Raw genomic sequence first — 22,423 nt, forward strand, 5'->3', positions numbered from 1 at the left:
GGTTTATATTTATACCCAAATGACTTAAATATAAACCGCAGCTCAATAATGGAATCAGCGCAAAATATCACGCAGACGCTCTTGCAACACTTGAACTAAGAGATCGGGCTGAAATTTCGAAATGAAACGATCACATCCCACTTTTTGCACCATAGCCTCATTGAAATTACCGCTCAGCGAGGTATTCAAAGTGATAAACAGTTTTGACATACGAGGATCTTGACGCACCTCTCGAGTGAGTTTATAACCGTCCATTTCCGGCATTTCGGCATCGGTTATCAACATAAGAAGCTCTTGTTCTAAGTTTTTGCCTTCATCACACCAGCGCTTCAATAAATTCCACGCCTGAAGACCATCACCGCACTCAATAATATTTACCCCAAGCGGCTCAAGCGTATCGCGCACTTGATTGCGTGCCGTCGATGAATCATCGACAACCAGAACGTGGCGCCCATGAAGCTCATTGACCAGTTGGGCATCAAGTACCCCATCCGAAATCGACACGTCATAATGGACGATTTCTGCGAGCACTTTTTCTACGTCGATAATTTCAACAATCTCACTGCGGTCCCCTTCTTTGACTTGGGTGATCGCAGTTAAATAGTTCGAACGTCCGGTGTTTTTCGGTGGCGGTTGGATCTCGGTCCAAGCGGTATTGATGATATTGCGCACTTGTCCAACCAAAAAGCCCTGCACAGTTCGGTTGTATTCGGTAATGATCAGATTTTCTTCAAGTACTTCGCCACGTTGTGGAGGAAAACCGATCGCTTGTCGTAAATCAATCACAGGTACCGCCTCACCTCGTAGCGACGCGACACCACAAATGTGGTGATGACTGCCCGGCAACTTAGTTAACATCGGCATTTTGAGCACTTCACGAACTTTGAACACATTAATAGCAAAAATCTGCCGACTGTTGAGACTAAAAAGCAATAACTCGAGTCGATTCTCGCCCACCAAATTTGTTCGCATATCGACGCTATTTAACACATTCGACATTATTCACCTGATCCCGTGGCTTAGGGTACCTGAGCGTCTTGTCGCTCGGTAACCATGATATTGATACATCATTTTGCTGGCGACAAAAACAAGAAAACCGCTACAGCATCAATTACTTGATACCATAGCGGAACAAAAGAGAGGGAGCAATCAATTAACAGCAAGCTCGTTAACGGCATCAACATTCAAGCCTAGATATCGCCGATTAACCTTCAATCACTTTCATCAGCAACTCACCATCATACAGTGCCTGTTTCACCAACGCGGCCCCCGGCATCGTCGCTTGCTTATAAAAACGCGACTCAACCAATTCCAAATGTTGATGATAAACCGGTAAACTTTGCTCTTGAATACAGCGTAGTACTGATGGGTATAAAACCTCTTTCGCTTGATTTATCACGCCGCCAATTAGGATTTTTTCTGGGTTAAACAGATTAATCACAATCGCAATCGCCGAACCAAGATACTCTCCAAGCTGTTCAATCACATCAACCGCAAGTGCGTCCCCACTTGCTGCAGCTTCGCATATGCTTTCGATACTCATTTCATCTTGCAATGCCAGAGATGACGGCTCGCCATTTCGAATTCGCTCAACGACTTGCTCACGAATCGCTTTTGAACTGGCGACAGTTTCCAAGCAGCCTCGATTACCACAATGACAACGCTTACCATTGCGATCGATTTGAATATGGCCGAGCTCGCCAATATTACCGTGGCGCCCTTGGAGTAAACGTCCATCCAGAATAATCCCGGCACCCAACCCGTGGTGAATCGAAATCAGCACCGAGTTTTCATTTTCTTGAGAGTGACCAAACAACTTTTCCGCCAATGCCCAAGCACGAGTATCATTGGCAATGAAGACTGGCAAACCTGTCGCCTTATAGATCTCAGGGCCTAACGCTAAATTTTCAACGTTGTAATGCGGCATCTGCAGGACAATGCCTTGCTCTGAGTTCACCAAGCCTGGCAGAGTAATGGCGATGCTGGTTAAGCGGTCCAATTGTTCTGCATAGGTTTGGAAAAATTCTTCAATTTCGTGCAGCAGCCGAGCAAGTACATCATCCTGATCTCGCTCGTGAATATCAATTTTCGTGTCAATGAGTACATCACCACCTAACTCATGAAGCGCAATCGTCAGATAACCACGCCCGAGTCGCATCGATAAAAATTGCCAACCTTGATTATTCACCTGCAAGCCGACCGCAGGCCGTCCACGACTTAGGGATTCTTGCACTGTGGTTTCATGAATGAGATGCGCCTCGATCAATTCGCGCGTAATTTTAGTAATACTTGCCGGGGCAAGTTCACTCTCTTTAGACAGATCAATTCGAGAAATCGGCCCTTTTTGATCGATAAGTTTATATACACGACCTGCATTGACCTGCTTGATATGGTCAATGTGGCCGGGTTGAGCCATGTACATCTCGTACTCCACACAGTAATAACTCGACAATTTTTTTACTTTGCGAAGTAATTGTGAAGTGCAACACGTCAGCGCCGTGACCCGCATCACGTTCAAAGGTGATGGTTTGTGTTTTCAGTCAAATTACCTGCGCTCAACGCAGTAAAATTATCGAAATTTGATCCATTATACCCCTAACTTGCCCGGCAAATCAGCAAAACAACGGCCTTGTTGACATTTAACTCATACATTCATCCTATAAAACGCAACAAACCTACCATTTTCATTGCGCACAGAATGTGATTGTTACGTCACTTTTTTTTCTCCACAAAATTTATCGTAACCTCATTGAACTTCAATAAGATACCACTACACTCATGAGTATCTTTGCTCGCTCATCTTTGAAAAGGAGGTGGTCATGACACCGCGCCTTAGACGAACCAAAATTGTTACAACGCTCGGTCCTGCGACCGATAAAGCCGACGTGTTAGAACGAATTTTACGCGCAGGCGCCAACGTCGTGCGCCTCAACTTTTCTCATGGTACTGCAGAGCAGCACCTCGAACGTGCCGTTAATGTGCGAAAAATTGCAGCGAAAATAGGACAGCATGTCGCCATACTCGGCGATCTTCAAGGCCCTAAAATACGGATATCCACTTTTGAGAAGGGCGCTATAACGCTACGCGTAGGTGAGCCTTTTATTTTAGATAGCGCAATGGCACGTGGCGCTGGTAACGAACGCGGCGTCGGTTTGGATTACACCACGCTTCCTGAAGATGTCACTGAAGGCGATGTGTTGTTACTCGATGATGGGCGCATTCAACTCAAAGTGGTCAGCGTCACCGGAAGCCAAGTCAATACGTGTGTCATGATCGGTGGCGCGCTGTCCGACAACAAAGGGATCAATAAACTCGGAGGCGGGCTTTCCGCAGCCGCTCTCACTGAAAAAGATCACAACGATATTATTACTGCCGCGCAAATTGGCGTCGACTTTTTGGCCATTTCATTTCCCCGCAATGGCGCCGATATGATGTACGCTCGAAAACTGGCTCAAGATGCTGGGCTCAATGCGCGTCTTGTGGCGAAAGTCGAGCGTGCTGAGACCGTTGCGACAGATGATGCGATGGATGAGATTATTCAAGCGTCCGACGCCGTCATGGTGGCACGGGGCGATCTTGGGGTTGAGATTGGCGATCCTGAGCTCGTTGGCGTACAAAAAAAATTGATACGGCACGCTCGTCGATTAAATCGCGCCGTGATCACAGCAACTCAAATGATGGAGTCGATGATTTCAAGTCCGATGCCCACTCGAGCCGAAGTCATGGATGTCGCCAATGCAGTGCTGGATGGGACCGATGCTGTGATGTTGTCGGGTGAAACTGCCGCCGGGCAATACCCTGTTGAAACGGTAACCGCGATGGCCGCCGTCTGTTTAGGCGCCGAAAAAACCGCCGTCACTGACCGACGCCACGCACCGCCAGCACACCCTTTCAGCAGTAAGGCAGAAACGATTGCAATGTCGACCATGTACGCGGCAAATCATATGCCTGGAATCGATGCTGTCATTTCACTCACAGAATCAGGCCAAACTGCGTTACTCATGTCACGGCTGAGTTCCGGCTTGCCGATTTTTGCGCTATCTCGTCATGAAGAAAGTCTTCGCCATTGCGCCCTCTATCGTGGCGTCACTCCGATCTATTTCGATTCACAAGGTGATGGGGGCGTCGCGACAGCGCAAAAAGCACTGTTGACGCTCAAAACACAAGGACTACTTGAGTCTGGTAATCGAGTGATCATTACCCAAGGCGATATTATGGACGTGATCGGCTCTACCAATTGTATGCGTATTCTAGAGGTCGATTAAGCCGAGCGAGCGGCAGCTGATGATGTCAACATGGAGTGATATAAAGTGATAAAACGCTGCCCTGCTTCCAGCCCAAGCTGGTAATCGTGCAAAAGCTCTTCGGCCGTGCTCATCAAAGACGATGAGCGCAACGGCGAGCTTGGCGCAATTTGTACCACAAAAGTGTCGTCGGGCGGCTGTCGAAGAAACGTTTGAGTTAAATCATAAGTCTGATAATGAACCATCAACATATCTGCCAAACTGGCATCAAACTTTTCTCCCAATAAATGACTAAGACGATAAATATTATCAGCGCCGAACAACCAACGTCCGCCATTCAACTGAGGAGCGTAAGGCTCATTTTGTTGCGCTTGAATAAACTGCTGCTGAATAAAGCTTGACCATCCTTGTCGCCATTGAAGCAGTGTCTGCTGCCACTTCTCTTGCACGCCTTGCAAAGGTTCCTTAAACCACGCTGGTATTTCATCATTAAGATCATTGGACGTCGGTTTGGGCCCAGGAACCTCAATCGGCTCAGTTCGAACGACTACGATTAAGCGTGCATTACGACGCCACGCTTCCTGTACTGGGATTGACGCTGAGACACCACCATCAACAAATCGTTGACCATTCAGTTCGACTTCATGCTCATACAGTCTCGGAATCGCGCACGTTGCGAGCAGCGTTTCGAACCACTGCTGGGTCAACAAAGGGAGATAATGATCCGATAGCGTATCAACATCGGTCACTGCGGCAAACGCACCGCGCTGACCCAAGGTCATTCGACCAAGATCAAGATCTATCTTGTACGGAAACTGTTGGATCTGCGTGAGCGCCCAGTCCATACCAAGAAATTGCTTTCGCCGAATGTAAGAAAAGAGACTAAAAAATTCGGGGGTCGTTGTGAGATCTAAAATAAACGACTTTGCCAACCCTAACTGCCGGCATAAATAGGCACATAGATTAAGCGCCCCCGCAGAGGTGCCATAAAACTCATCAAATGGGTCTACATTGGCGAGTAAGAATGCATCTAATACGCCGGCTGTAAAAATACCACGCTGACCACCACCTTGGGTCACCAATGCGGTTTTGCCTTCGAGGTAGCCAGCAAAACGCTCACGATTAACTAAGGTGGTTTGCTCAGTAACGACACCACTATTGACTACCATAAATAACCACCACTATGCCGTGGTAATTGCCACAAACCCAAACGAGAGAATCACGGTAAATGCAGCCGCGACTACCCATAGCGCTAGCTTAAGATCGTATTCCATCACTGCCTCCAAATTAATCAAACTCACAAAACTCATGTCGCAAGCCATGTAAATGTAACAAAGTAATAACAGTTGCGTGAGACATGTTCAAGTTCTGACCAATTCAGTCGCGTAATTATGCCATTGGTATCACAATCGAAGCAGATCTAACCATCGGCTTTACGGTTAACTCTCGCGATACCACTCAATCTCAGCAAACCCAAACGCCACTTACGCCACTTACGCCACTTACGCCAAGAGAATCAAATGAAATATCTTACAAGGAAATCAAAAACACCTTTCGCTAACACGATGACGTTGATAACCAAATTGCTCAAAATGTTTTCTTTCTCTCTGATACCATTTGTTTTCGTTGATGCTGCTGAACTTGAGGTCACTCCCATGGTTGGCGTCACTGCAGGTGGCGACGTCAAAGACGATAACGATGAGCGGTACGATATCAAAGCAGGCGTTAATCTGAGCATCGCCATCGAGACCCCAATGGATAAAGGGCGCATAGGTCTCTACCTTGCCAGCCAACGCAACAAAACTGAGCGGATTGATACCAAAACGAAACTGCACATTTTGCAGTTTCAAAGCAGCGTGGTTTATCCACTAAAAAATGGGTTTCGCAGTTATGTGGGGCTTGGCTTAGGGGGCGGCTATCTTGACGCGCCATGGGTCGATAATCACTGGGGATTTTCCGGCTCAGCGTTTACCGGTATTGAGTATCCAATCTCAGAAACCGTGTCATTCAACAGTCAACTACGCTGGCTGGGAGTCAGTGTTGACGATAATGCCAATACCGCTGTGTCGATGTGAATGGCATTCGCAACTGTTCAATACGCTTCCACACTCAGTTACTAAATCAATTTCAAGCTCATTTTGGCCTAACAATGCACTTCTAACATTTCATTTACAAAATGTTGTTTGATCAAATTTTTTTAGAGGGTCCGCCTAAAGATGAATTTAGACTCATTACTTTGAAATTATCCAAAATGAAGCATTTTACACTGTACTTTAGAATTTCGTAACGACCTTTCCCTGCCCGTTTGCAATAATGCAACATATCCAAGCAAGCCACTCACAGGACTTCACAAGGTTCGCTGTTGCACCAAACAAAATAAATCGCTAGTCTACCGGTTAACGAAAAGCTGTTTATGCCAGCTTTCGCGAATCCAGGTTGTTAAAAACAACATTTAATTCTAATTTCCTTCTATAGAGCCTATAAACAAACCAAGGTTTTTATGTTTTACGGTGAATGGTTGCAAGGTTCGCTCCTTTCGCAGTAAAAATCGTCTTGTAGTGCTCAAGGAAAGCTTCATTCCTCAGGGAGTTGTAAGGAGTACATCATGAAGCGAGAACAATGGGGATCCCGCGCGGGGTTCATACTAGCCGCAGTCGGCTCTGCAATTGGTTTAGGGAACATTTGGCGTTTCCCATACATGGCTTACGAAAACGGTGGTGGCGCCTTTTTTATTCCTTATATTTTTGCCATGCTCACCGCTGGTATTCCATTTATGATTTTGGAATTCAGCCTAGGTAAAAAATACCGAGGCTCAGCTCCAGTCACGTTAGCCAAAATCCACAAAAAATTTGAATGGCTTGGCTGGTTCCAAGTTGGTGTCGCCGCGATTATTGCCGTTTACTATGTTGCGGTTATCGGTTGGTCAATCTCTTACTTGGGTATGTCATTTACTCAATCTTGGGGAACCGATACTAACGCATTCTTCTTTAGTGAATACCTAAAGTTGGGTGATAATTCACCAACCAACTTAGGTAACATTCAGTGGAATATCGCCTTTACCGTATTAATCGCATGGGCTATCACCTACGCGGCGGTTGCAGGTGGTGTTAAAGCTGGTATTGAGCGCGCTTCCAAAATTATGATGCCTATTTTGTTTATCATGGTGCTGATCCTCATAGGTCGCATGGTCTTTCTTCCTGGCGCGCTAGACGGTGTGAACTACATGTTCAAACCTGATTTCAGCAAAATCATGGATGTTAAAGTGTGGGCAGCGGCCTATGGTCAGATCTTCTTCACCTTAAGTATCGGCTTTGCCATCATGCTGGCTTACTCAAGCTACCTACCAGAAAAATCAGACGTCACTAACAACGCATTTATGACGGTATTGATTAACTGTGGTTTCTCGATGATGGCCGGGATCATGATCTTCTCTGTGCTTGGCTATATGGCCCAAGAGCAAGGCGTTGCGATCACCGAAGTGGTATCGGCAGGTGTTGGATTGGCGTTCGTTACATTACCTGCAGCAATCAACCTAATGCCCGCGCCTTATATTCTTGGCCCGCTGTTCTTCTTTGCTCTAACAGTCGCTGGATTAAGCTCACTCATTTCAATTATTGAAGCTGTCACCTCGGCTGTGATTGACAAATTCCAGTGGTCACGTCGCAAAGCGGCTAACTTGGTGGTCGGCGTTAGTGCCGTGGTTTCTTTAGCATTCACCACTAATGGCGGTCTATTACTGCTTGATCTTATCGACCACTTTGCCAATAACATTGGTATTATCTTCGGTGGCTTGGTTGAAATTGTGCTTGTGGTTTGGCTAATGAAGCAAGTGGGTCAAGTTCGTGAATACGTCAACAAAGTTTCTGACTTTAGCGTTGGTACATGGTTTGAGATCTGCTTGCGCTTTGTAACACCTCTGATGCTAGCAGTGATCCTCGCAACGAAATTGTATGAAATGTTTACTGTGGGTTACGGCGGCTACGATCTCACTTTAGGTTGGGTTGTTATGGGTGTCATCACCGTCATCGCTGTTGCGATTAACCTATCCAGCCGCCGCAAAGCGGAAACTCAATCACCACAAGAACAGGAGGCCTAATCATGACTGTTGGTGCTATCGTTATGATGCTCATAGGCATTGGTATTACTTGGGGCGGCGCAGCGTTCTGCATTAAACGTGCAATGGAACAGCGTTAATCGCGTCAAATAGACATTCAAAAAGCCACTTCACGTAAGTGGCTTTTTATTTTTGATATAAAGGCCGTACATTTCACCACATAACCTCTTCTCTCAGAGAAACACCATCTCTCAAATGGCGCTCAAAGGCGAAGCGACTAAAATGTATCCAGGTGTCATTTCGCAACCCATAAAGGAGTCGAAGCTATGGAGCACACCTTGTATGTCATGGCAAGATTTCGCTGCCACACGCAACATATCGAAAGTGCAAAACAAACCCTGAAGACCCTCGCCTTTAATACACGAACCCAAGAAGACGGCTGCATAAGCTATATCTACCTGCAAGATGCGCAAGATCCTCATATTTTCACCCCCTATGAAATTTGGCACTCTCCCAATGCCGAAGCAGCACACTGGAAAACTCCCCACCTCCTCAAAGCGGTAGAGGAACTGAAAGATGCCTTAGATGGAGAGGTAACCATCAACCGATATCACAACATTGAGGATTGATTCATGGCAAAAACGATTTTACTCACCGGCGCAGGGTCCGGTTTGGCTCTTGGCTCAGCCATCGGGCTCGCCAATGCAGGTCACAATATCATTGCAGGTGTATATACTTATCAGCAAGCCACCGAACTCAAAACTCTCATCGCAAACCAGAATCTAAAGATGCAAGTCATAAAACTCGATGTGAATGACCCTCGCGATCACCAAAGAGCGTGGCAATATGATATCGACATTTTAGTCAATGCAGCAGGAACAGGCGCGACCGGCCCAATAGCGGAAATCCCAGTAGAGTACGTACGCGAGGTGATGGACACCAATATTTTTAACCCGCTCGCACTCACCCAAGGTTTTGCAAAGAAAATGGTTGAGCGTGGTAGTGGAAAAATTGTATTTGTCTCATCCATGGCAGGTGTCAGTACCTACCCGTTTCTTGCGCCTTATAACGCCTCAAAACACGCAATCGAAGCGATAGCGCAGTGCATGAAGGATGAGCTAAAAGAGTTTGGTGTGCGAGTATGTACCATCAATCCAGGCGCGTTTCGTACTGGATTTAACGACCGAATCTATGAACAGGTTGATGAATGGTATGATCCACAAAAGAACTTTACCAAAGAAACGGGTATTCGCGCGATTCAGCGTCAGCTGGCAGCCCCAGATGGGCAGTACCCACCACAAATCATGATAGACAAAATGATTGAAGTGATTCCTTCCGATGACCCACACCCGTTTCGCACTATGTTGCCAACTGAAATGGTAGAGTGGTGCAAGGATTATCAAGCTCGAATGTGGGACGAAATAATATAGCGCATCATAAAATACGCTTATGGCTCAAAATGCTTCAGTATCGCCAAATGGATTAAATATACGTGTACCCCAAAACGTAAAAAGCCAATCAGTTTCCTGATTGGCTTTTTATCATATGGAATACAAACAGATTAGCCGTGGTTACGGATCCATTCGTCCATTTCAGTACGTAGGTTGTCTGACTTGGTACCAAAGATGGCTTGAACACCACCCGATACCACAACAACACCTGCAGCACCTAGCTTCTTAAGCTTATCTTGATCAACCGCATCCGTGTCTGCAACTGAAACACGCAGACGAGTGATACACGCATCAAGGTTAGTAATGTTTGCTTTACCGCCAAACGCTGAAACAAGTTCACCAGCAAGCTCAGTACCTGTTGCAGTTTCTGCGCCTTCTTCTTCGTCTTCACGGCCTGGTGTTTTCAGGTTCAGTGCACGAATCACGAACGAGAACACTAGGTAGTAAATGACCGCGTAAGCAAGACCAAGACCCACAAGCACTAGCATATTTTCTGCATTTGGTGATTGAACGACAAAGTCAATGAAACCATTTGAGAACGTGTGACCGTGAACCACGCCAAGCGCGTTAGTCAATACATAAGCAAGGCCCGCTAGTACTGCGTGAATCACATACAATACAGGTGCGATAAATAGGAACGCAAATTCAATAGGCTCAGTAATACCAGTCAAGAACGAGGTCAATGCTGCTGAAAGCATGATACCCAATACTTTGGCGCGGTTTTCAGGCTTAGCGGCATGCGCAATCGCAATCGCTGCTGCTGGAAGACCAAACATCTTGAATAGGTAACCACCTGCTAGCTGACCAAAACCATTACCTGCTGCGCGAGATGCATCATCTGCAGTCAAGAAACAGGTCATGATACCGTTGGCAGTTTCACCAGCAGCCGTTGTACAAGTACCTGCTTCATAGAAGAATGGTACGTTCCAGATATGGTGCAGACCAAATGGGATTAGAGAACGCTCTACCATACCGTAGATACCGAACGCCAACTCAGGGTTTTGGTATGCTGCCCAGTTAGAGAACGCTTTGATAACAGAACCGACTGGTGGCCATACGAAAGAAAGAACAACGCCAAGTGCAATCGTAGCAAAACCAGTAATGATTGGCACCGCACGCTTGCCTGCGAAGAAGCCCAAGTACTCTGGTAACTGAATTTTATAGAAACGGTTGAACGCCCAAGCGGCTACGCCACCAGCAAGGATACCGCCAAGAACACCAGTATCGATTTTGCCAACGCCCATGGTTTCGCCCATCACGTTTAGGGTGGCAACCATGATACCGTAACCAACGATTGCAGACAGACCCGCAACACCGTCGTTATTGGTGAAACCTAGTGCTACGCCAACGGCGAACAATAGGGACATTTGGCCGAATACAGACCCACCGGCCTGTTCCATTAGGTTGGAAACAACTTCTGGTAGAAAGCTAAAGTCCGCCGCGCCTACGCCAAGTAGAATACCCGCGACTGGTAGCACTGATACTGGTAGCATCAACGCTTTACCGACTTTTTGCAGGTTCGCAAAGAGGTTTTTAAACATCTAACATGCTCCTGATTGATTATAGTTTAGTGTTCGGGTTCTAACGGCGGACCCCCGTCGCCTTTCAAGGTTAGCACCCACCAAAATTGTAACCACACATTGCGGTTTAATTTCGGTGCGCTAAATATATATCGAGCGTGTGGTTTATATCTATAAGATTACGAAAATAAGTTTCAAATGCTGTTGTGGATCACAAGTCAAAACGCGTTAAAACCAACCAAAATCACCATTAAGCAATTGTTTTTAATAAACAAAACAATATATGGTCTCTCATACCGTTTGTGATCAACTTGGTTCCGAAAGTTATTTTTTGTAACAAAACTACTTTTTGTGATTTTACTTCGGATGTGACCTATCGCAATCGATTACCAAATTTGATTCGATAAAAAACAATAATAATAAAAACTAAAAGGACGCAAAATGCGTCCTTTTTGAGTCCATAATTACTTAATTTGATTTTTATCGCAAAAAAAGAGTTTTGAAGTTTTGCGTTGTTTGCCGTGCTACTTCAGACAGCGCAATGCCTTTCAACTGCGCAATATAAGCCGCAACTTCGACAACATAAGCTGGCTGATTTTCTTTCCCTCGATGAGGTACCGGCGCCAGATAAGGCGAATCGGTTTCAATCAGCAACCGTTCTAATGGCAAAGCTTTAACAACGGCTTTAAGTTCGGTGGCTTGACGAAACGTCACAATGCCCGAAATGGAGATATAAAAGCCCAGTGCCATCGCCGCTTCTGCAAACGCAAGATCTTCAGTAAAGCAGTGAATCACACCGCCACAGCGATCCGCCCCTTCTTCACGTAAAATAGCAAGCGTGTCTGCTCGCGCCTCTCGTGTATGAATAATAAGGGGTTTGTTCAACGCCACCGCTAAGCGAATTTGCTGGCGAAAACGCTCTTGTTGCAATGGCGCACTCTCCGGCTGATAGTGATAGTCGAGCCCAGTTTCCCCAATTGCGACCACTTTTTTGTGTCGTGCGTATTGCTCAAAAGTGGCTAAATCAAAAGGGCTATCAACATCTAATGGATGTACACCGCAAGAGGCAAACACAGTATCAAACGGCTCTATCATGGTCATCATGTCAGGAAAAGCTTTCATGGTAACACCGACAGAAAGCAAGGATTCAACCCCCACTTGCCTTGCCTTCTCAATGACATCAGCGATGCCAGTGTGTAATTCTTGGTAATCTAATTTGTCCAGATGACAATGGGAATCTACAAACATACATCCTCTCGAGATTCGATAAGCCAATTCATCACAAGCAACTCTTCATTGAGCCCCGAATGCGTGCGCAGTTGCTGCATTAGTGCGACCAGTGATTGACTCATGCGCTGTAACCGAAAATATGGCACCTCAGCCAAGCGCTGCGCGCCGGGTAGTAAGGTAGCATCATTCAACGAAAAATGCGTTTTTTGACCATCGCAAAGCAGATGCCAAAGCCACGCCAAGCGCGGCAGTGTTTCGGTAATAATCGCACTGACAAGCGGCGCTTCATCAGCGCTTTCATTCAACAACACGGCCAAAAATTCGCTTTCAACTTTTTGGTAGGCTGACCACTGATCATCACGGAAAAAACGCTCCGCTCGCAACGGAGAGCCTGAGTTTAATTTTAGCATTGCGGCTGTGATATGATGTTGGCCTCGTTGACTCAGCCATTCCAAGCTGGTTTGGGTGCTTGGCGTGGCAAGATACCACTGCTGACAACGGCTCAGTATTGTTGGTAGCAGGCGCTGCGGATGAGCTGTCATCAAAATAAAATAGCAACGGAGCCCTGGCTCTTCTAACGTTTTAAGCAGCGCGTTTGCCGCGGCCTCATTCATTGCATCAGCAGGCTCAATAATAAAGACGCGATAACCACCCAGTTGAGATGACTCTTGTGCCAAACGATTGCACTGTCGAATCTGATCGACGGTTATCGACTTGCCCGACTTCTCCGGATTTAACGAATGAAAATCAGGATGGTTTCGCGCCAAAAACAGACTGCAGCTATGACAGAAACCACAAGGCTCGATGTCAGAATGCTGACATAACAAGGTTTGCGCCAGTTGATTAACCAGCGCCTCCGCACCAAGCTCTTCAGCACTATTGAGCAGCAGCGCATTTGGCAGCACATTACGCGTCAGCGCGCCTTGCCACTGATGCCACAAAGGGGTGAGCCATGGGTAACTTTGCCACTCATTCATTAGGCTGCGCCGCCACCCAGCGAGTTAATGTCTGGGCGATATTCAGCGCAACTTGCTCCATCGATTGCTCTGCGTCAATGATAAAAACGCTGTCATCCGCTTGTGCAATCTCAAGATAACGCGCTCGTGTACGCTCGAAAAAGCTCAAGTCCATCTTTTCTATGCGATCAAGCTCTCCTCGACCGCGCGCGCGCTCAAGTCCAACTTGGGGATCGATATCAAGATAAAGTGTCATATCCGGTTTGAAACCAGCAAGCGCCGTATCACGCAGTTGCTCCATGGTGCGGCGATCAATTTGGCGTCCACCGCCTTGATACGCTTGAGATGACATATCATGCCGATCTCCCACCACCCAAGTGCCCTGCGATAGCGCAGGCTTGATGACCGTTTCAACCAGCTGAACACGCGCGGCGTAAAGCAGCAGTAACTCGCTCATATCTTGCAGAGTTTCCTCGGCGTGCTCTTCTTTCACCAGCGCGCGCATCTTCTCTGCCAAAGGCGTACCGCCTGGTTCGCGCGTTGTGATCACCGTGTCAACCGCCAACTGTTCCAGCGTCTCGAGGACGGTTTTAATTGCAGAGCTCTTGCCCGCGCCTTCTAACCCTTCAATTACAATAAATTTGGCTGTTTTCATCACTGATTTCTTAATACCTTGAGATACGCTCTAACGGCTCGATTATGTTCGGCTAACGTTTTGGAAAACACATGGTCACCACGACCACTGGCGACAAAATAAAGATAGTCACTCTGTTCTGGACTCAGTGCTGCCGCAATCGCGGCCTCACCCACCATCGCGATTGGCGTTGGTGGTAACCCATTGATCATATAGGTATTATAAGGCGTTGCAGTACGAAGATCTTTTTTTCTTATATTGCCATCATAGGCCTCACCCATACCGTAAATCACGGTGGGATCGGTCTGAAGCCGCATTCCCAAATTCAAACGATTGATAAAAACAGACGCGACTCGGCTACGCTCTGAGGCGATAGCCGTCTCTTTTTCTATGATTGACGCCAAAGTCAGCGCGTCGTACTCAGAGCGCAAAGGCAATGCAGCATCACGTTGCGCCCAATGTTTCTTGAGCACACGCTCAAGATTACGCTGCGCGCGTTGCAGCAAAGCCACATCGGTCGTTCCCGCCGTATAATGATACGTTTCTGCTAGAAATAACCCTTCCAGCTTTTCTCGGTCAACGCCCAACTTAGCGGCAATTTCCGCTTCGCTAAGTTCCGTTAATTGATGTGTTAAATGGGGTGCCTGCGCCAATTGTTGTCGCCATTCACTAAAGCGACTTCCTTCGACTAAGGTAATGGTGAATTGATGTTCTTTGCCTTGAGTAAATTGCGCAAGCGCATCATAGGCCGTTAAGGGAGCCACTAATTGGTAAGTGCCCGCTTTGACATTCGTCAGTTCAGGATAAAGCTTGGGTAACAACCTTAGATAAGGCGTCTCACTAAGCCAACCTTGAGCGACCAATAGCCCGATAGCACGGTTAAAGCTCGTGCCCGGTGTGATAGTCACCAACTCAGCTTGATTAAGTGCCAATGGCGTTTGTAAATATGACTTTGCTTGTTCAATTGCATAATAAACGCCAGCTAAAGCTAGCGCAGTAATGATAACAATGCCGACCAACAACTTCTTGATCACGGGTTTAAAATTCCTTGCAACGTTCGAGTTAGCTTACCAATTGGATAAGCTTTCTCACCAATACGAGATACCGGGGCAACGCCCAACAGTGAATTACACAGCCACACCTCGTCACTGCATAGTAACTGTGATAATGGCGCGTATACTTCAACCATGGGTTGGCCTAGTGCCACCAACGCGTCCATCACGCAGCGGCGCATGACGCCAGCCACACCAGATGAGGTTAATGCCGGGGTAAACACCTTATCATCAACGCGCCAAAATAGATTCGCCATTGTAGTTTCTATCACGTGGTTTTGCACATTTATCGTTATACCGTCAGCAAAGGGACCCTGTTCGAGCTCTGCTTTGCACAACACTTGTTCTAAACGATTATTATGCTTATGGCCGGCAAAATAAGGATTGACCGAAAGTGGTGTTTGACACACACCCAGCGCAATACCGTCTTGTTGCCAAGTCGCATAATGACTTGGGTAGGCAAAGCTCGACATTGTATGACAAGGTGTATCAACATTCGCCGGGCTGTAACCGCGGCCGCCTTGACCTCGGCTTACATGCCACTTGATCCCACCAATGGCATGGGTCTCTTGTGCCATCGTCTCTAAGACAACAGCAAGCCAAGATTCAATCGTGACCCAATCTGGCTCCGCTATCTTCAAACACTCGAGCGCCGCTGCCATACGCGCTTTATGATAAGGCCAATGTTCTATTTGCGCGCCGCGAACTCGCATCGTCGTAAAACAGCCATCACCGTATTGGAAACTGCGATCGTTTAGTGTCACCGATGTGCTTGGCACGCCATTTACCCAATACATTATCCACCTCGCGATCTTCTTGCCTTAAAACGACAAACGGCTCAATGCTATGCATCAAGCCGTTGGAACTCAAGTCTTGCGGAGATAAGACTTGATTTAGATCTTTTTAAATACCAATGAACCGTTTGTGCCGCCAAAGCCAAACGAGTTACAAATTGCGTATTCCATCTCTACCGGTTTGGCCGTATGAGGAACCAAATCGATATCAAGACCTTCTTCTGGATTATCCAGATTGATGGTTGGCGGTACAATTTGGTCAACCAAAGACAATACCGTGATAATCGCTTCAACGGAACCCGCTGCACCAAGCAAATGGCCTGTCATTGACTTAGTCGATGAGACTTTTACTTGCTTGCTACCTGCTTCGCCAAGTGCAAGCTTGACCCCTTTGAGTTCTGCAACATCGCCAGCTGGCGTTGATGTGCCGTGAGCATTCACGTAACCAATTTGTTCACCAGTGACATTTGCATCACGCATTGCCGCTTGCATCGCCAACGCGCCGCCAGAGCCATCTTCGCTTGGCGCCGTCATGTGATACGCATCACCAGACATACCAAAACCGACCAGTTCCGCGTAAATTTTTGCGCCACGAGCTTTTGCATGCTCATACTCTTCAAGCACCATGATGCCAGCACCATCGCCGAGAACAAAACCATCACGGTCTTTATCCCAAGGACGTGACGCTTTTTGCGGCTCATCGTTACGAGTGGACAACGCTTTTGCAGCGGCAAAACCAGCCATACCAAGTGGCGTTGACGCTTTTTCTGCACCGCCTGCTACCATAGCGTCTGCATCGCCATAAGCAATCATGCGCGCAGCATGACCAATGTTGTGCAAACCTGTGGTACACGCGGTTGAAATAGCAATGTTCGGGCCACGCATTCCACGCATGATAGACAGGTTACCTGCAATCATATTAACAATGGTTGATGGCACAAAAAACGGACTCACCTTACGTGGGCCTTTTTCGACCAATGCAGTATGACCTGCTTCAATCAGCTCTAAACCACCGATGCCTGAACCAATGGCGACACCAACACGAGTGGCGTTCTCTGGTGTAATTTCAAGCCCCGAATCGTCAAGCGCTTGCACGCTTGCCGCGATGCCGTATTGGATAAACAAATCCATTTTACGAGCATCTTTTTTTGACATGTATTGGGTGCAGTCAAAATCTTTAACTAAGCCTGCAAAACGAGTAGGAAAACCTTCCGTGTCAAAGTGCTCAATATTTGAGATACCACTTTGACCTGCCAGTAACGCTTTCCATGAATCTTGTACGGTGTTGCCGACCGGTGTCAACATACCCATGCCAGTGACAACTACGCGACGCTTGGACACGATATTATTCTCCGGGAAATATGAAAGAAATGTTCTATGAGAGGATAGATGAAATCAGAAAAAACACAGGCGGTCTCGGTGACCGCCTGGGAGAGAATCTTACTGAGCGTTAGTCACGTAATCAATCGCTGCTTGAACAGTAGTGATTTTTTCCGCTTCTTCGTCTGGGATCTCGGTGTCAAATTCTTCTTCTAGCGCCATTACTAGCTCAACAGTGTCAAGAGAGTCTGCACCTAGGTCATCTACGAAAGAAGCTTCATTTTTCACTTCAGATTCATCCACACCTAGTTGTTCAACAATGATTTTCTTTACGCGTTCTTCAAGGTTGCTCATTTTTCTTTTCCTATACAGAGTTCGCTTTATGCGATGTTTTTCGTAGTTTATTCAAACTATTAAAAGTTGCAAGGGCATCTTTTCTGGTCAAACCACAATTTTACGCGATTTTTACCGAAATTCCTTACCTATTTGACCTAAATCATGCACAAATGTGGCACATGATTTAAACCATGTACATACCGCCGTTAACATGCAGCGTTTCACCAGTGATGTACGCCGCCGCAGGAGACGCTAAAAATACCACAGCTTCAGCAATTTCTCGAGGATCGCCTAAACGACCTGCAGGCACATCTGCCAATGTTGCGGCGCGTTGCTCGTCGTTGAGCGCACGCGTCATGTCTGTTTCGATAAAGCCAGGCGCGACTGTATTAACGGTAATGCCACGCGAGGCGACCTCACGAGCCATAGATTTGGTAAAACCAATCACACCCGCTTTTGCTGCTGCGTAGTTTGCCTGTCCTGGGTTGCCCATAGTACCAACAACTGAGCCAACGTTAATTATGCGGCCATTGCGTTTTTTCATCATACCACGGAGTACCGCTTTTGAGAGACGGAAAATCGACGTCAAATTGGTATCCATGATATCCATCCACTCTTCGTCTTTCATGCGCATGAGGAGATTGTCGCGTGTGATACCCGCATTGTTAACCAAAATGTCGATGCCACCAAATTCATCGGTGATCGCTTTTAGCACAAGGTCAATTGACTCAGGACTGGTCACGTTCAGCGCCAAACCCTTGCCATTGTCACCAAGATATTCGCTGATTGCTGCTGCGCCACTTTCGGAGGTCGCTGTACCGATCACTGTCGCGCCGCGCGCAATCAAAGTTTCCGCAATTGCACGACCAATACCGCGACTTGCACCTGTCACAAGCGCGATTTTACCGCTTAAATCCAATAGGTTTGTCATGAGTTATCCTAATTATTTTGCCGCATCAAGCGAGGCAACATCGTTTACCGCTTGAGCCTCTAATGTTTTTACAATGCGCTTGGTCAAGCCAGTCAATACTTTACCAGGGCCCATTTCAATCAGGCGCTCCACGCCTTGCTCACTCATTTTCTCAACCGACTCAGTCCAACGTACAGGGCTATAAAGCTGACGCACCAAAGCGTCTTTAATCTTCGCTGGATCCGTTTCTGCCATCACGTCAACGTTGTTGATCACAGGCAAGCTTGGAGCATTAAAGTCAATCGAGGCCAACGCCACAGCCAATTTATCCGCCGCAGGCTTCATCAGAGCGCAGTGCGATGGCACTGAAACTGGCAGTGGTAATGCACGTTTCGCACCCGCTTCTTTACATAGCGCGCCTGCGCGTTCTACGGCGTCTTTGCTACCGGCGATAACCACTTGACCTGGTGAGTTAAAGTTGACTGGAGAGACAACGTCACCTTGCGCCGCATCTTCACACGCTTTGGCAATAGCGGCATCATCAAGACCGATAATGGCATACATCGCACCAGTACCCGCTGGCACGGCTTCTTGCATCAGGCGACCGCGTAGCTCAACCAGTTTGATCGCTTGCTTAAAGTCAATGACACCTGCGCACACTAAGGCTGAATATTCACCCAAGCTGTGACCGGCAAGATTTTGAGGTTGAGCAAGCTCAAGAGATTGCCACACTCGCCAAATGGCAACAGAGGATGCAAGCAATGCCGGTTGGGTGCGGAAAGTCTGGTTCAAATCTTCCGCTGGGCCATTTTGCACCAACGCCCAAAGATCGTACCCCAAGGCTTCTGAAGCCTCCGCAAATGTCTGTTTGACAATCTCATACTGCTCGCCGAGTTCGGCCAACATGCCAACGACTTGAGAGCCTTGGCCGGGAAAGACGATAGCAAACTTGCTCATGTAATTTTCCTTAAAGCAAAAAACCATAAATCGCGCGCGCAAAATACGCGTCGCATGCAGCATTAAACCAATAAGACATTCGAGTCAGGCAAACGCTGCAAATGCCTAAAATTTAACCAGCGCAGATCCCCAGGTAAATCCACCGCCAAATGCTTCTAACAACAAGGTCTGACCGCGTTGAATTCGGCCATCACGCACTGCTTCATCGAGTGCGGTCGGTACCGTCGCGGCAGAGGTATTACCGTGTTTATCCAAAGTAACAACCACTTGCTCAAGCGGTAGCGATAATTTCTTCGCTGTCGCGGCAATAATGCGGTAATTGGCTTGATGAGGGACCAGCCAATCCAGTTGAGATTTGTCGATTCCATTCGCATCGAGGGTGTCTTTGACCAGCTTAGATAACTGAGTCACTGCAACTTTAAACACTTCATTGCCCGCCATATGGAGCCATTTGTTGGCATCTTGCCCACGAAGTGGGTTTGGCAAGCTGAGCAAATCACCAAATTGACCATCTGCAAAAATGTGCGTGGACAAAATACCGGGCTCATCACTAGCACCTAAGACGACGGCTCCTGCAGCATCGCCAAATAGAATAATGGTGCTTCGGTCGTTTGGTTCACACGCTTTGGCCAGCGCGTCTGCACCAATCACGAGCACGTGTTTACACATCCCCGTTTTAATATGTTGATCCGCTATCGATAGCGCGTACATAAAACCCGAACACGCGGCCGCGACATCAAACGCCGCGCAGCCATGAATATCCAGTTGCGCTTGAACTTGACAAGCTGATGACGGAAACGCGTGACTGCCACTGGTGGTCGCTACGATGATCATATCGATATCGTGCTTGTCAATCTTGGCCATTTCTATGGCACGACAAGCCGCGTGATAGCCCATATCAGCCACGGTTTCATTTTCCGCGGCGACTCGGCGTTCTTTAATACCGGTACGCGCAACAATCCACTCGTCGCTTGTCTCTACCATTTTCTCTAAATCGGCATTTGTACGGACTTGAGATGGCAAGTAGCTGCCAGTACCTAAAATTTTGCTATACATGAAGACTAATAATGCCTCTCGAGTAAAACCGCTTCCAAACGATCACTAATATGACTGGGGATTTGTCGTTTGACCTCGTGTACTGCCTCGCCAATGGCGTTAATAAAAGCAGCTACATCAGCACTTCCATGGCTTTTTATGACAATGCCGCGCAATCCTAACAAACTTGCGCCATTATACTGGTCGGGGTTCAGGGTTTTGAGTTCATCAAATAACGAAGAAAACAGCGCACGTGCGATCCAGCCCTTCACCGAAGAGGCGGTCATACTGGCTCGAATTTTATCAATAAACAGCTGTGCAGTGCCTTCGCTCGCTTTTAAGCAGATATTACCAACAAAGCCATCGCAAACAATCACATCCGCAACATCATGCAACAGCTTATTGCCTTCAATATTGCCAACAAAATTGATGGCTTGGGTTTTATTGAGCATTTCAGCGCAACGTTTTACGACATCGTTGCCCTTAATTTCTTCCGTTCCCACATTTAACACTGCCACTCGAGGCGCATGGCCGAGGTGCTGCTCTGCCAGCGCTGAGCCCATAATGGCAAATTGGAATAGGCTGTCAGCATCACAAGAGACGTTCGCGCCAAGATCCAGCATCCAACTTTTACGGCCAGTGCTCGTTGGGATGGATGAAATCAATGCGGGTCTTTCAATGCCAGGAAGAAGTTTGAGAATAAACCGAGATAACGCCATTAACGCGCCCGTATTTCCGGCGCTGACACACGCATCTGCCTCGCCTTCCGCGACGAGATCAATCGCCATGCGCATCGAACTATTGTGGCTATTACGAAGTGCTAAAGAGGGTTTTTCAGCGTCGCCTATCACTCGTAAACTGTGCAAAATGCGCAGACGAGAATGTGGCGTCACACCAAGTTGGAGTAATTGCGTGGTGATTTGAGGTTCATCACCTATGAGGATCACTTTTAGCTCTGGGAAATGCGACAGTGCCTGCACGGCGGCAGGCACTGTGACGCGAGGACCGAAATCCCCGCCCATTGCATCAAGTGCAACGGTAAGACTTTGCAAAGGTAAACCTTACTTGTTGATTACCTTTTTACCACGGTAGTAACCTTCAGCGGTCACGTTGTGGCGTAGGTGAGTCTCACCTGAAGTCGCGTCTACAGAAAGAGCAGCTGTAGTTAGCGCATCGTGTGAACGACGCATGCCACGCTTAGAACGTGTTTTACGGTTTTGTTGTACGGCCATTGACCCTACTCCTATGTTATGGTTCAGCGCAAAGCTTAACGCTTTAGGCTTTTTAAAACGTCAAATGGATTTGGTTTATCTTCAGGCTCTTCGTCCGGAATTTCGCCAAACACCATGTTATTTGAATCAACGCTACAGTCCGCTTCGTCATGCATTGCGATTTGAGGTAATGCTAGAATGAACTCGTCTTCAACAAGCTGAATGATATCCAATTCGCCATATTCATTTAGATCTACCAAATCATAAATTTCAGGCGCTTCCTTTTCTGTCTTCTCACCGTAGTAAGGAGTGTAAAGGAATTCAACTTCAACCCGATGGGTGAAGGGTTCATTACAACGTTGACACTCTAAATCGACATCAATGTTAGCTTTACCAGAGATAACAGTGAGTCCTTGTTCATCTATCTCAAACGATAATGAGACTTCGGCGTCGCGTTTAACGCCATCGGTCATTTCAGCTAGACGTTTAAACAAACTGGCTTGGATGATGCCATCGTAATCCAATCGTTTTTGAGCCGCTTTTGCTGGGTCAACCGAGCGCGGTAGTTTTACCTTTTGCATAGGGCGCGAATATTATCTTCCAAATCAAAATTAGTCAAAGGAAAAGGTAAAAAAGTTGTGCGTTTTCGCCGCGTTTTTTCCCCTCTCCCACCTGTATACCCAAGAGACATCAAGATACCGATATCCCGACGACACGCT

General features: G+C 47.1%; 24 protein-coding genes. 6 read left to right on the top strand and 18 right to left on the bottom strand.

Annotation, left to right across the window (positions count from 1 at the left end):
• Nucleotides 1–54: 54 nt before the first annotated feature.
• Together HGP28_RS01135 and mlc are read right to left on the bottom strand one after the other, a co-directional pair.
• On the bottom strand, nucleotides 55–999 hold the full coding sequence (locus HGP28_RS01135) for a chemotaxis protein CheV (protein ID WP_168834591.1): 945 nt from the start codon (nucleotides 997–999) through the stop codon (nucleotides 55–57).
• A 205-nt stretch (nucleotides 1,000–1,204) separates the two neighbouring features.
• Entirely contained in the window at nucleotides 1,205–2,422 is a 1,218-nt protein-coding gene (mlc, locus tag HGP28_RS01140; RefSeq protein WP_168834592.1) for a sugar metabolism global transcriptional regulator Mlc, read from the bottom strand.
• 397 nt (nucleotides 2,423–2,819) lie between these two features.
• On the opposite strand from mlc, the gene pyk reads away from it, so the two are divergent.
• Nucleotides 2,820–4,265, top strand: coding sequence for a pyruvate kinase (gene pyk, locus HGP28_RS01145; RefSeq protein WP_168834593.1), 1,446 nt, complete (start codon nucleotides 2,820–2,822; stop codon nucleotides 4,263–4,265).
• On the opposite strand, the gene HGP28_RS01150 is transcribed toward pyk, so the two are convergent.
• Both HGP28_RS01150 and cydH read right to left on the bottom strand, forming a co-directional pair.
• Nucleotides 4,262–5,413 carry a patatin-like phospholipase family protein gene (locus tag HGP28_RS01150; protein ID WP_168834594.1) on the bottom strand — a complete coding sequence of 384 codons (1,152 nt, stop codon included), beginning with the start codon at nucleotides 5,411–5,413 and terminating at the stop codon, nucleotides 4,262–4,264. The genes pyk and HGP28_RS01150 overlap by 4 nt on opposite strands.
• Before the next feature lie 12 nt (nucleotides 5,414–5,425).
• The gene (cydH, locus tag HGP28_RS01155) at nucleotides 5,426–5,518 is read right to left on the bottom strand and encodes a cytochrome bd-I oxidase subunit CydH (RefSeq protein WP_168834595.1); all 93 of its coding nucleotides are present in this window, start codon (nucleotides 5,516–5,518) and stop codon (nucleotides 5,426–5,428) included.
• Nucleotides 5,519–5,899: 381 nt separating this feature from the next.
• Between cydH and HGP28_RS01160 the strand changes: the two genes are divergently transcribed.
• The 5 genes from HGP28_RS01160 (at nucleotide 5,900) to HGP28_RS01180 (ending at nucleotide 9,728) form a co-directional block, all read left to right on the top strand.
• Nucleotides 5,900–6,319 carry a porin family protein gene (locus tag HGP28_RS01160; protein ID WP_168834596.1) on the top strand — a complete coding sequence of 140 codons (420 nt, stop codon included), beginning with the start codon at nucleotides 5,900–5,902 and terminating at the stop codon, nucleotides 6,317–6,319.
• A 530-nt stretch (nucleotides 6,320–6,849) separates the two neighbouring features.
• A complete protein-coding gene (locus HGP28_RS01165; protein WP_168834597.1) occupies nucleotides 6,850–8,340 on the top strand; it encodes a sodium-dependent transporter in 1,491 nt (496 codons plus the stop codon).
• Between the two features lie 2 nt (nucleotides 8,341–8,342).
• Nucleotides 8,343–8,438, top strand: a complete 96-nt coding sequence (locus HGP28_RS01170; RefSeq protein WP_168834598.1) for a MetS family NSS transporter small subunit — start codon at nucleotides 8,343–8,345, stop codon at nucleotides 8,436–8,438.
• 186 nt (nucleotides 8,439–8,624) lie between these two features.
• The gene (locus HGP28_RS01175) at nucleotides 8,625–8,927 is read left to right on the top strand and encodes a putative quinol monooxygenase (protein WP_168834599.1); all 303 of its coding nucleotides are present in this window, start codon (nucleotides 8,625–8,627) and stop codon (nucleotides 8,925–8,927) included.
• Nucleotides 8,928–8,930: 3 nt separating this feature from the next.
• Nucleotides 8,931–9,728, top strand: a complete 798-nt coding sequence (locus HGP28_RS01180) for an SDR family oxidoreductase (RefSeq protein ID WP_168834600.1) — start codon at nucleotides 8,931–8,933, stop codon at nucleotides 9,726–9,728.
• 131 nt (nucleotides 9,729–9,859) lie between these two features.
• Here HGP28_RS01180 and ptsG read toward each other — a convergent pair whose 3' ends face one another.
• The 14 genes from ptsG to yceD form a co-directional block, all read right to left on the bottom strand.
• A complete protein-coding gene (gene ptsG / locus HGP28_RS01185; RefSeq protein ID WP_168834601.1) occupies nucleotides 9,860–11,290 on the bottom strand; it encodes a PTS glucose transporter subunit IIBC in 1,431 nt (476 codons plus the stop codon).
• A gap of 459 nt (nucleotides 11,291–11,749) precedes the next feature.
• Complete coding sequence (locus tag HGP28_RS01190) at nucleotides 11,750–12,517, bottom strand: TatD family hydrolase (RefSeq protein WP_168834602.1); 768 nt, start codon at nucleotides 12,515–12,517, stop codon at nucleotides 11,750–11,752.
• Nucleotides 12,508–13,476 carry a DNA polymerase III subunit delta' gene (gene holB, locus HGP28_RS01195; RefSeq protein ID WP_168834603.1) on the bottom strand — a complete coding sequence of 323 codons (969 nt, stop codon included), beginning with the start codon at nucleotides 13,474–13,476 and terminating at the stop codon, nucleotides 12,508–12,510. The genes HGP28_RS01190 and holB overlap by 10 nt, the downstream gene beginning before the upstream one ends.
• Nucleotides 13,469–14,110 carry a dTMP kinase gene (tmk, locus tag HGP28_RS01200; RefSeq protein WP_168834604.1) on the bottom strand — a complete coding sequence of 214 codons (642 nt, stop codon included), beginning with the start codon at nucleotides 14,108–14,110 and terminating at the stop codon, nucleotides 13,469–13,471. The genes holB and tmk overlap by 8 nt, the downstream gene beginning before the upstream one ends.
• A complete protein-coding gene (gene mltG / locus HGP28_RS01205) occupies nucleotides 14,110–15,123 on the bottom strand; it encodes an endolytic transglycosylase MltG (protein WP_168834605.1) in 1,014 nt (337 codons plus the stop codon). The genes tmk and mltG overlap by 1 nt, the downstream gene beginning before the upstream one ends.
• Nucleotides 15,120–15,938, bottom strand: a complete 819-nt coding sequence (gene pabC, locus HGP28_RS01210) for an aminodeoxychorismate lyase (protein ID WP_168834606.1) — start codon at nucleotides 15,936–15,938, stop codon at nucleotides 15,120–15,122. Before pabC ends, mltG begins: the two co-directional genes overlap by 4 nt.
• 96 nt (nucleotides 15,939–16,034) lie before the next feature.
• Entirely contained in the window at nucleotides 16,035–17,276 is a 1,242-nt protein-coding gene (fabF, locus tag HGP28_RS01215; protein WP_168834607.1) for a beta-ketoacyl-ACP synthase II, read from the bottom strand.
• Between the two features lie 99 nt (nucleotides 17,277–17,375).
• Complete coding sequence (gene acpP, locus HGP28_RS01220) at nucleotides 17,376–17,609, bottom strand: acyl carrier protein (protein WP_168834608.1); 234 nt, start codon at nucleotides 17,607–17,609, stop codon at nucleotides 17,376–17,378.
• Nucleotides 17,610–17,775: 166 nt separating this feature from the next.
• Nucleotides 17,776–18,510, bottom strand: coding sequence for a 3-oxoacyl-ACP reductase FabG (fabG, locus tag HGP28_RS01225; RefSeq protein ID WP_168834763.1), 735 nt, complete (start codon nucleotides 18,508–18,510; stop codon nucleotides 17,776–17,778).
• Between the two features lie 24 nt (nucleotides 18,511–18,534).
• On the bottom strand, nucleotides 18,535–19,458 hold the full coding sequence (fabD, locus tag HGP28_RS01230) for an ACP S-malonyltransferase (RefSeq protein WP_168834609.1): 924 nt from the start codon (nucleotides 19,456–19,458) through the stop codon (nucleotides 18,535–18,537).
• Between the two features lie 105 nt (nucleotides 19,459–19,563).
• Nucleotides 19,564–20,514, bottom strand: a complete 951-nt coding sequence (locus HGP28_RS01235) for a beta-ketoacyl-ACP synthase III (protein ID WP_168834610.1) — start codon at nucleotides 20,512–20,514, stop codon at nucleotides 19,564–19,566.
• Between the two features lie 5 nt (nucleotides 20,515–20,519).
• On the bottom strand, nucleotides 20,520–21,545 hold the full coding sequence (plsX, locus tag HGP28_RS01240; RefSeq protein WP_168834611.1) for a phosphate acyltransferase PlsX: 1,026 nt from the start codon (nucleotides 21,543–21,545) through the stop codon (nucleotides 20,520–20,522).
• Between the two features lie 9 nt (nucleotides 21,546–21,554).
• Nucleotides 21,555–21,725 carry a 50S ribosomal protein L32 gene (gene rpmF, locus HGP28_RS01245; RefSeq protein WP_011080823.1) on the bottom strand — a complete coding sequence of 57 codons (171 nt, stop codon included), beginning with the start codon at nucleotides 21,723–21,725 and terminating at the stop codon, nucleotides 21,555–21,557.
• A gap of 35 nt (nucleotides 21,726–21,760) precedes the next feature.
• Nucleotides 21,761–22,285: a 23S rRNA accumulation protein YceD gene (yceD, locus tag HGP28_RS01250; RefSeq protein ID WP_168834612.1), complete on the bottom strand. Its 525-nt coding sequence runs from the start codon at nucleotides 22,283–22,285 to the stop codon at nucleotides 21,761–21,763.
• Between the last annotated feature and the right edge of the window lie 138 nt (nucleotides 22,286–22,423).

It is taken from the genome of Vibrio agarilyticus (assembly GCF_012641465.1).
GTDB lineage: Bacteria > Pseudomonadota > Gammaproteobacteria > Enterobacterales > Vibrionaceae > Vibrio > Vibrio agarilyticus.

What these genes read in the sequence shown, in the direction of transcription:
- HGP28_RS01135 (WP_168834591.1), bottom strand. Translation starts at nt 999, where the DNA reads ATGTCGAATGTGTTAAATAGCGTCGATATGCGAACAAATTTGGTGGGC.
- mlc (WP_168834592.1), bottom strand. Translation starts at nt 2,422, where the DNA reads ATGTACATGGCTCAACCCGGCCACATTGACCATATCAAGCAGGTCAAT.
- pyk (WP_168834593.1), top strand. Translation starts at nt 2,820, where the DNA reads ATGACACCGCGCCTTAGACGAACCAAAATTGTTACAACGCTCGGTCCT.
- HGP28_RS01150 (WP_168834594.1), bottom strand. Translation starts at nt 5,413, where the DNA reads ATGGTAGTCAATAGTGGTGTCGTTACTGAGCAAACCACCTTAGTTAAT.
- cydH (WP_168834595.1), bottom strand. Translation starts at nt 5,518, where the DNA reads ATGGAATACGATCTTAAGCTAGCGCTATGGGTAGTCGCGGCTGCATTT.
- HGP28_RS01160 (WP_168834596.1), top strand. Translation starts at nt 5,900, where the DNA reads ATGGTTGGCGTCACTGCAGGTGGCGACGTCAAAGACGATAACGATGAG.
- HGP28_RS01165 (WP_168834597.1), top strand. Translation starts at nt 6,850, where the DNA reads ATGAAGCGAGAACAATGGGGATCCCGCGCGGGGTTCATACTAGCCGCA.
- HGP28_RS01170 (WP_168834598.1), top strand. Translation starts at nt 8,343, where the DNA reads ATGACTGTTGGTGCTATCGTTATGATGCTCATAGGCATTGGTATTACT.
- HGP28_RS01175 (WP_168834599.1), top strand. Translation starts at nt 8,625, where the DNA reads ATGGAGCACACCTTGTATGTCATGGCAAGATTTCGCTGCCACACGCAA.
- HGP28_RS01180 (WP_168834600.1), top strand. Translation starts at nt 8,931, where the DNA reads ATGGCAAAAACGATTTTACTCACCGGCGCAGGGTCCGGTTTGGCTCTT.
- ptsG (WP_168834601.1), bottom strand. Translation starts at nt 11,290, where the DNA reads ATGTTTAAAAACCTCTTTGCGAACCTGCAAAAAGTCGGTAAAGCGTTG.
- HGP28_RS01190 (WP_168834602.1), bottom strand. Translation starts at nt 12,517, where the DNA reads ATGTTTGTAGATTCCCATTGTCATCTGGACAAATTAGATTACCAAGAA.
- holB (WP_168834603.1), bottom strand. Translation starts at nt 13,476, where the DNA reads ATGAATGAGTGGCAAAGTTACCCATGGCTCACCCCTTTGTGGCATCAG.
- tmk (WP_168834604.1), bottom strand. Translation starts at nt 14,110, where the DNA reads ATGAAAACAGCCAAATTTATTGTAATTGAAGGGTTAGAAGGCGCGGGC.
- pabC (WP_168834606.1), bottom strand. Translation starts at nt 15,938, where the DNA reads ATGTATTGGGTAAATGGCGTGCCAAGCACATCGGTGACACTAAACGAT.
- acpP (WP_168834608.1), bottom strand. Translation starts at nt 17,609, where the DNA reads ATGAGCAACCTTGAAGAACGCGTAAAGAAAATCATTGTTGAACAACTA.
- fabD (WP_168834609.1), bottom strand. Translation starts at nt 19,458, where the DNA reads ATGAGCAAGTTTGCTATCGTCTTTCCCGGCCAAGGCTCTCAAGTCGTT.
- HGP28_RS01235 (WP_168834610.1), bottom strand. Translation starts at nt 20,514, where the DNA reads ATGTATAGCAAAATTTTAGGTACTGGCAGCTACTTGCCATCTCAAGTC.
- rpmF (WP_011080823.1), bottom strand. Translation starts at nt 21,725, where the DNA reads ATGGCCGTACAACAAAACCGTAAAACACGTTCTAAGCGTGGCATGCGT.
- yceD (WP_168834612.1), bottom strand. Translation starts at nt 22,285, where the DNA reads ATGCAAAAGGTAAAACTACCGCGCTCGGTTGACCCAGCAAAAGCGGCT.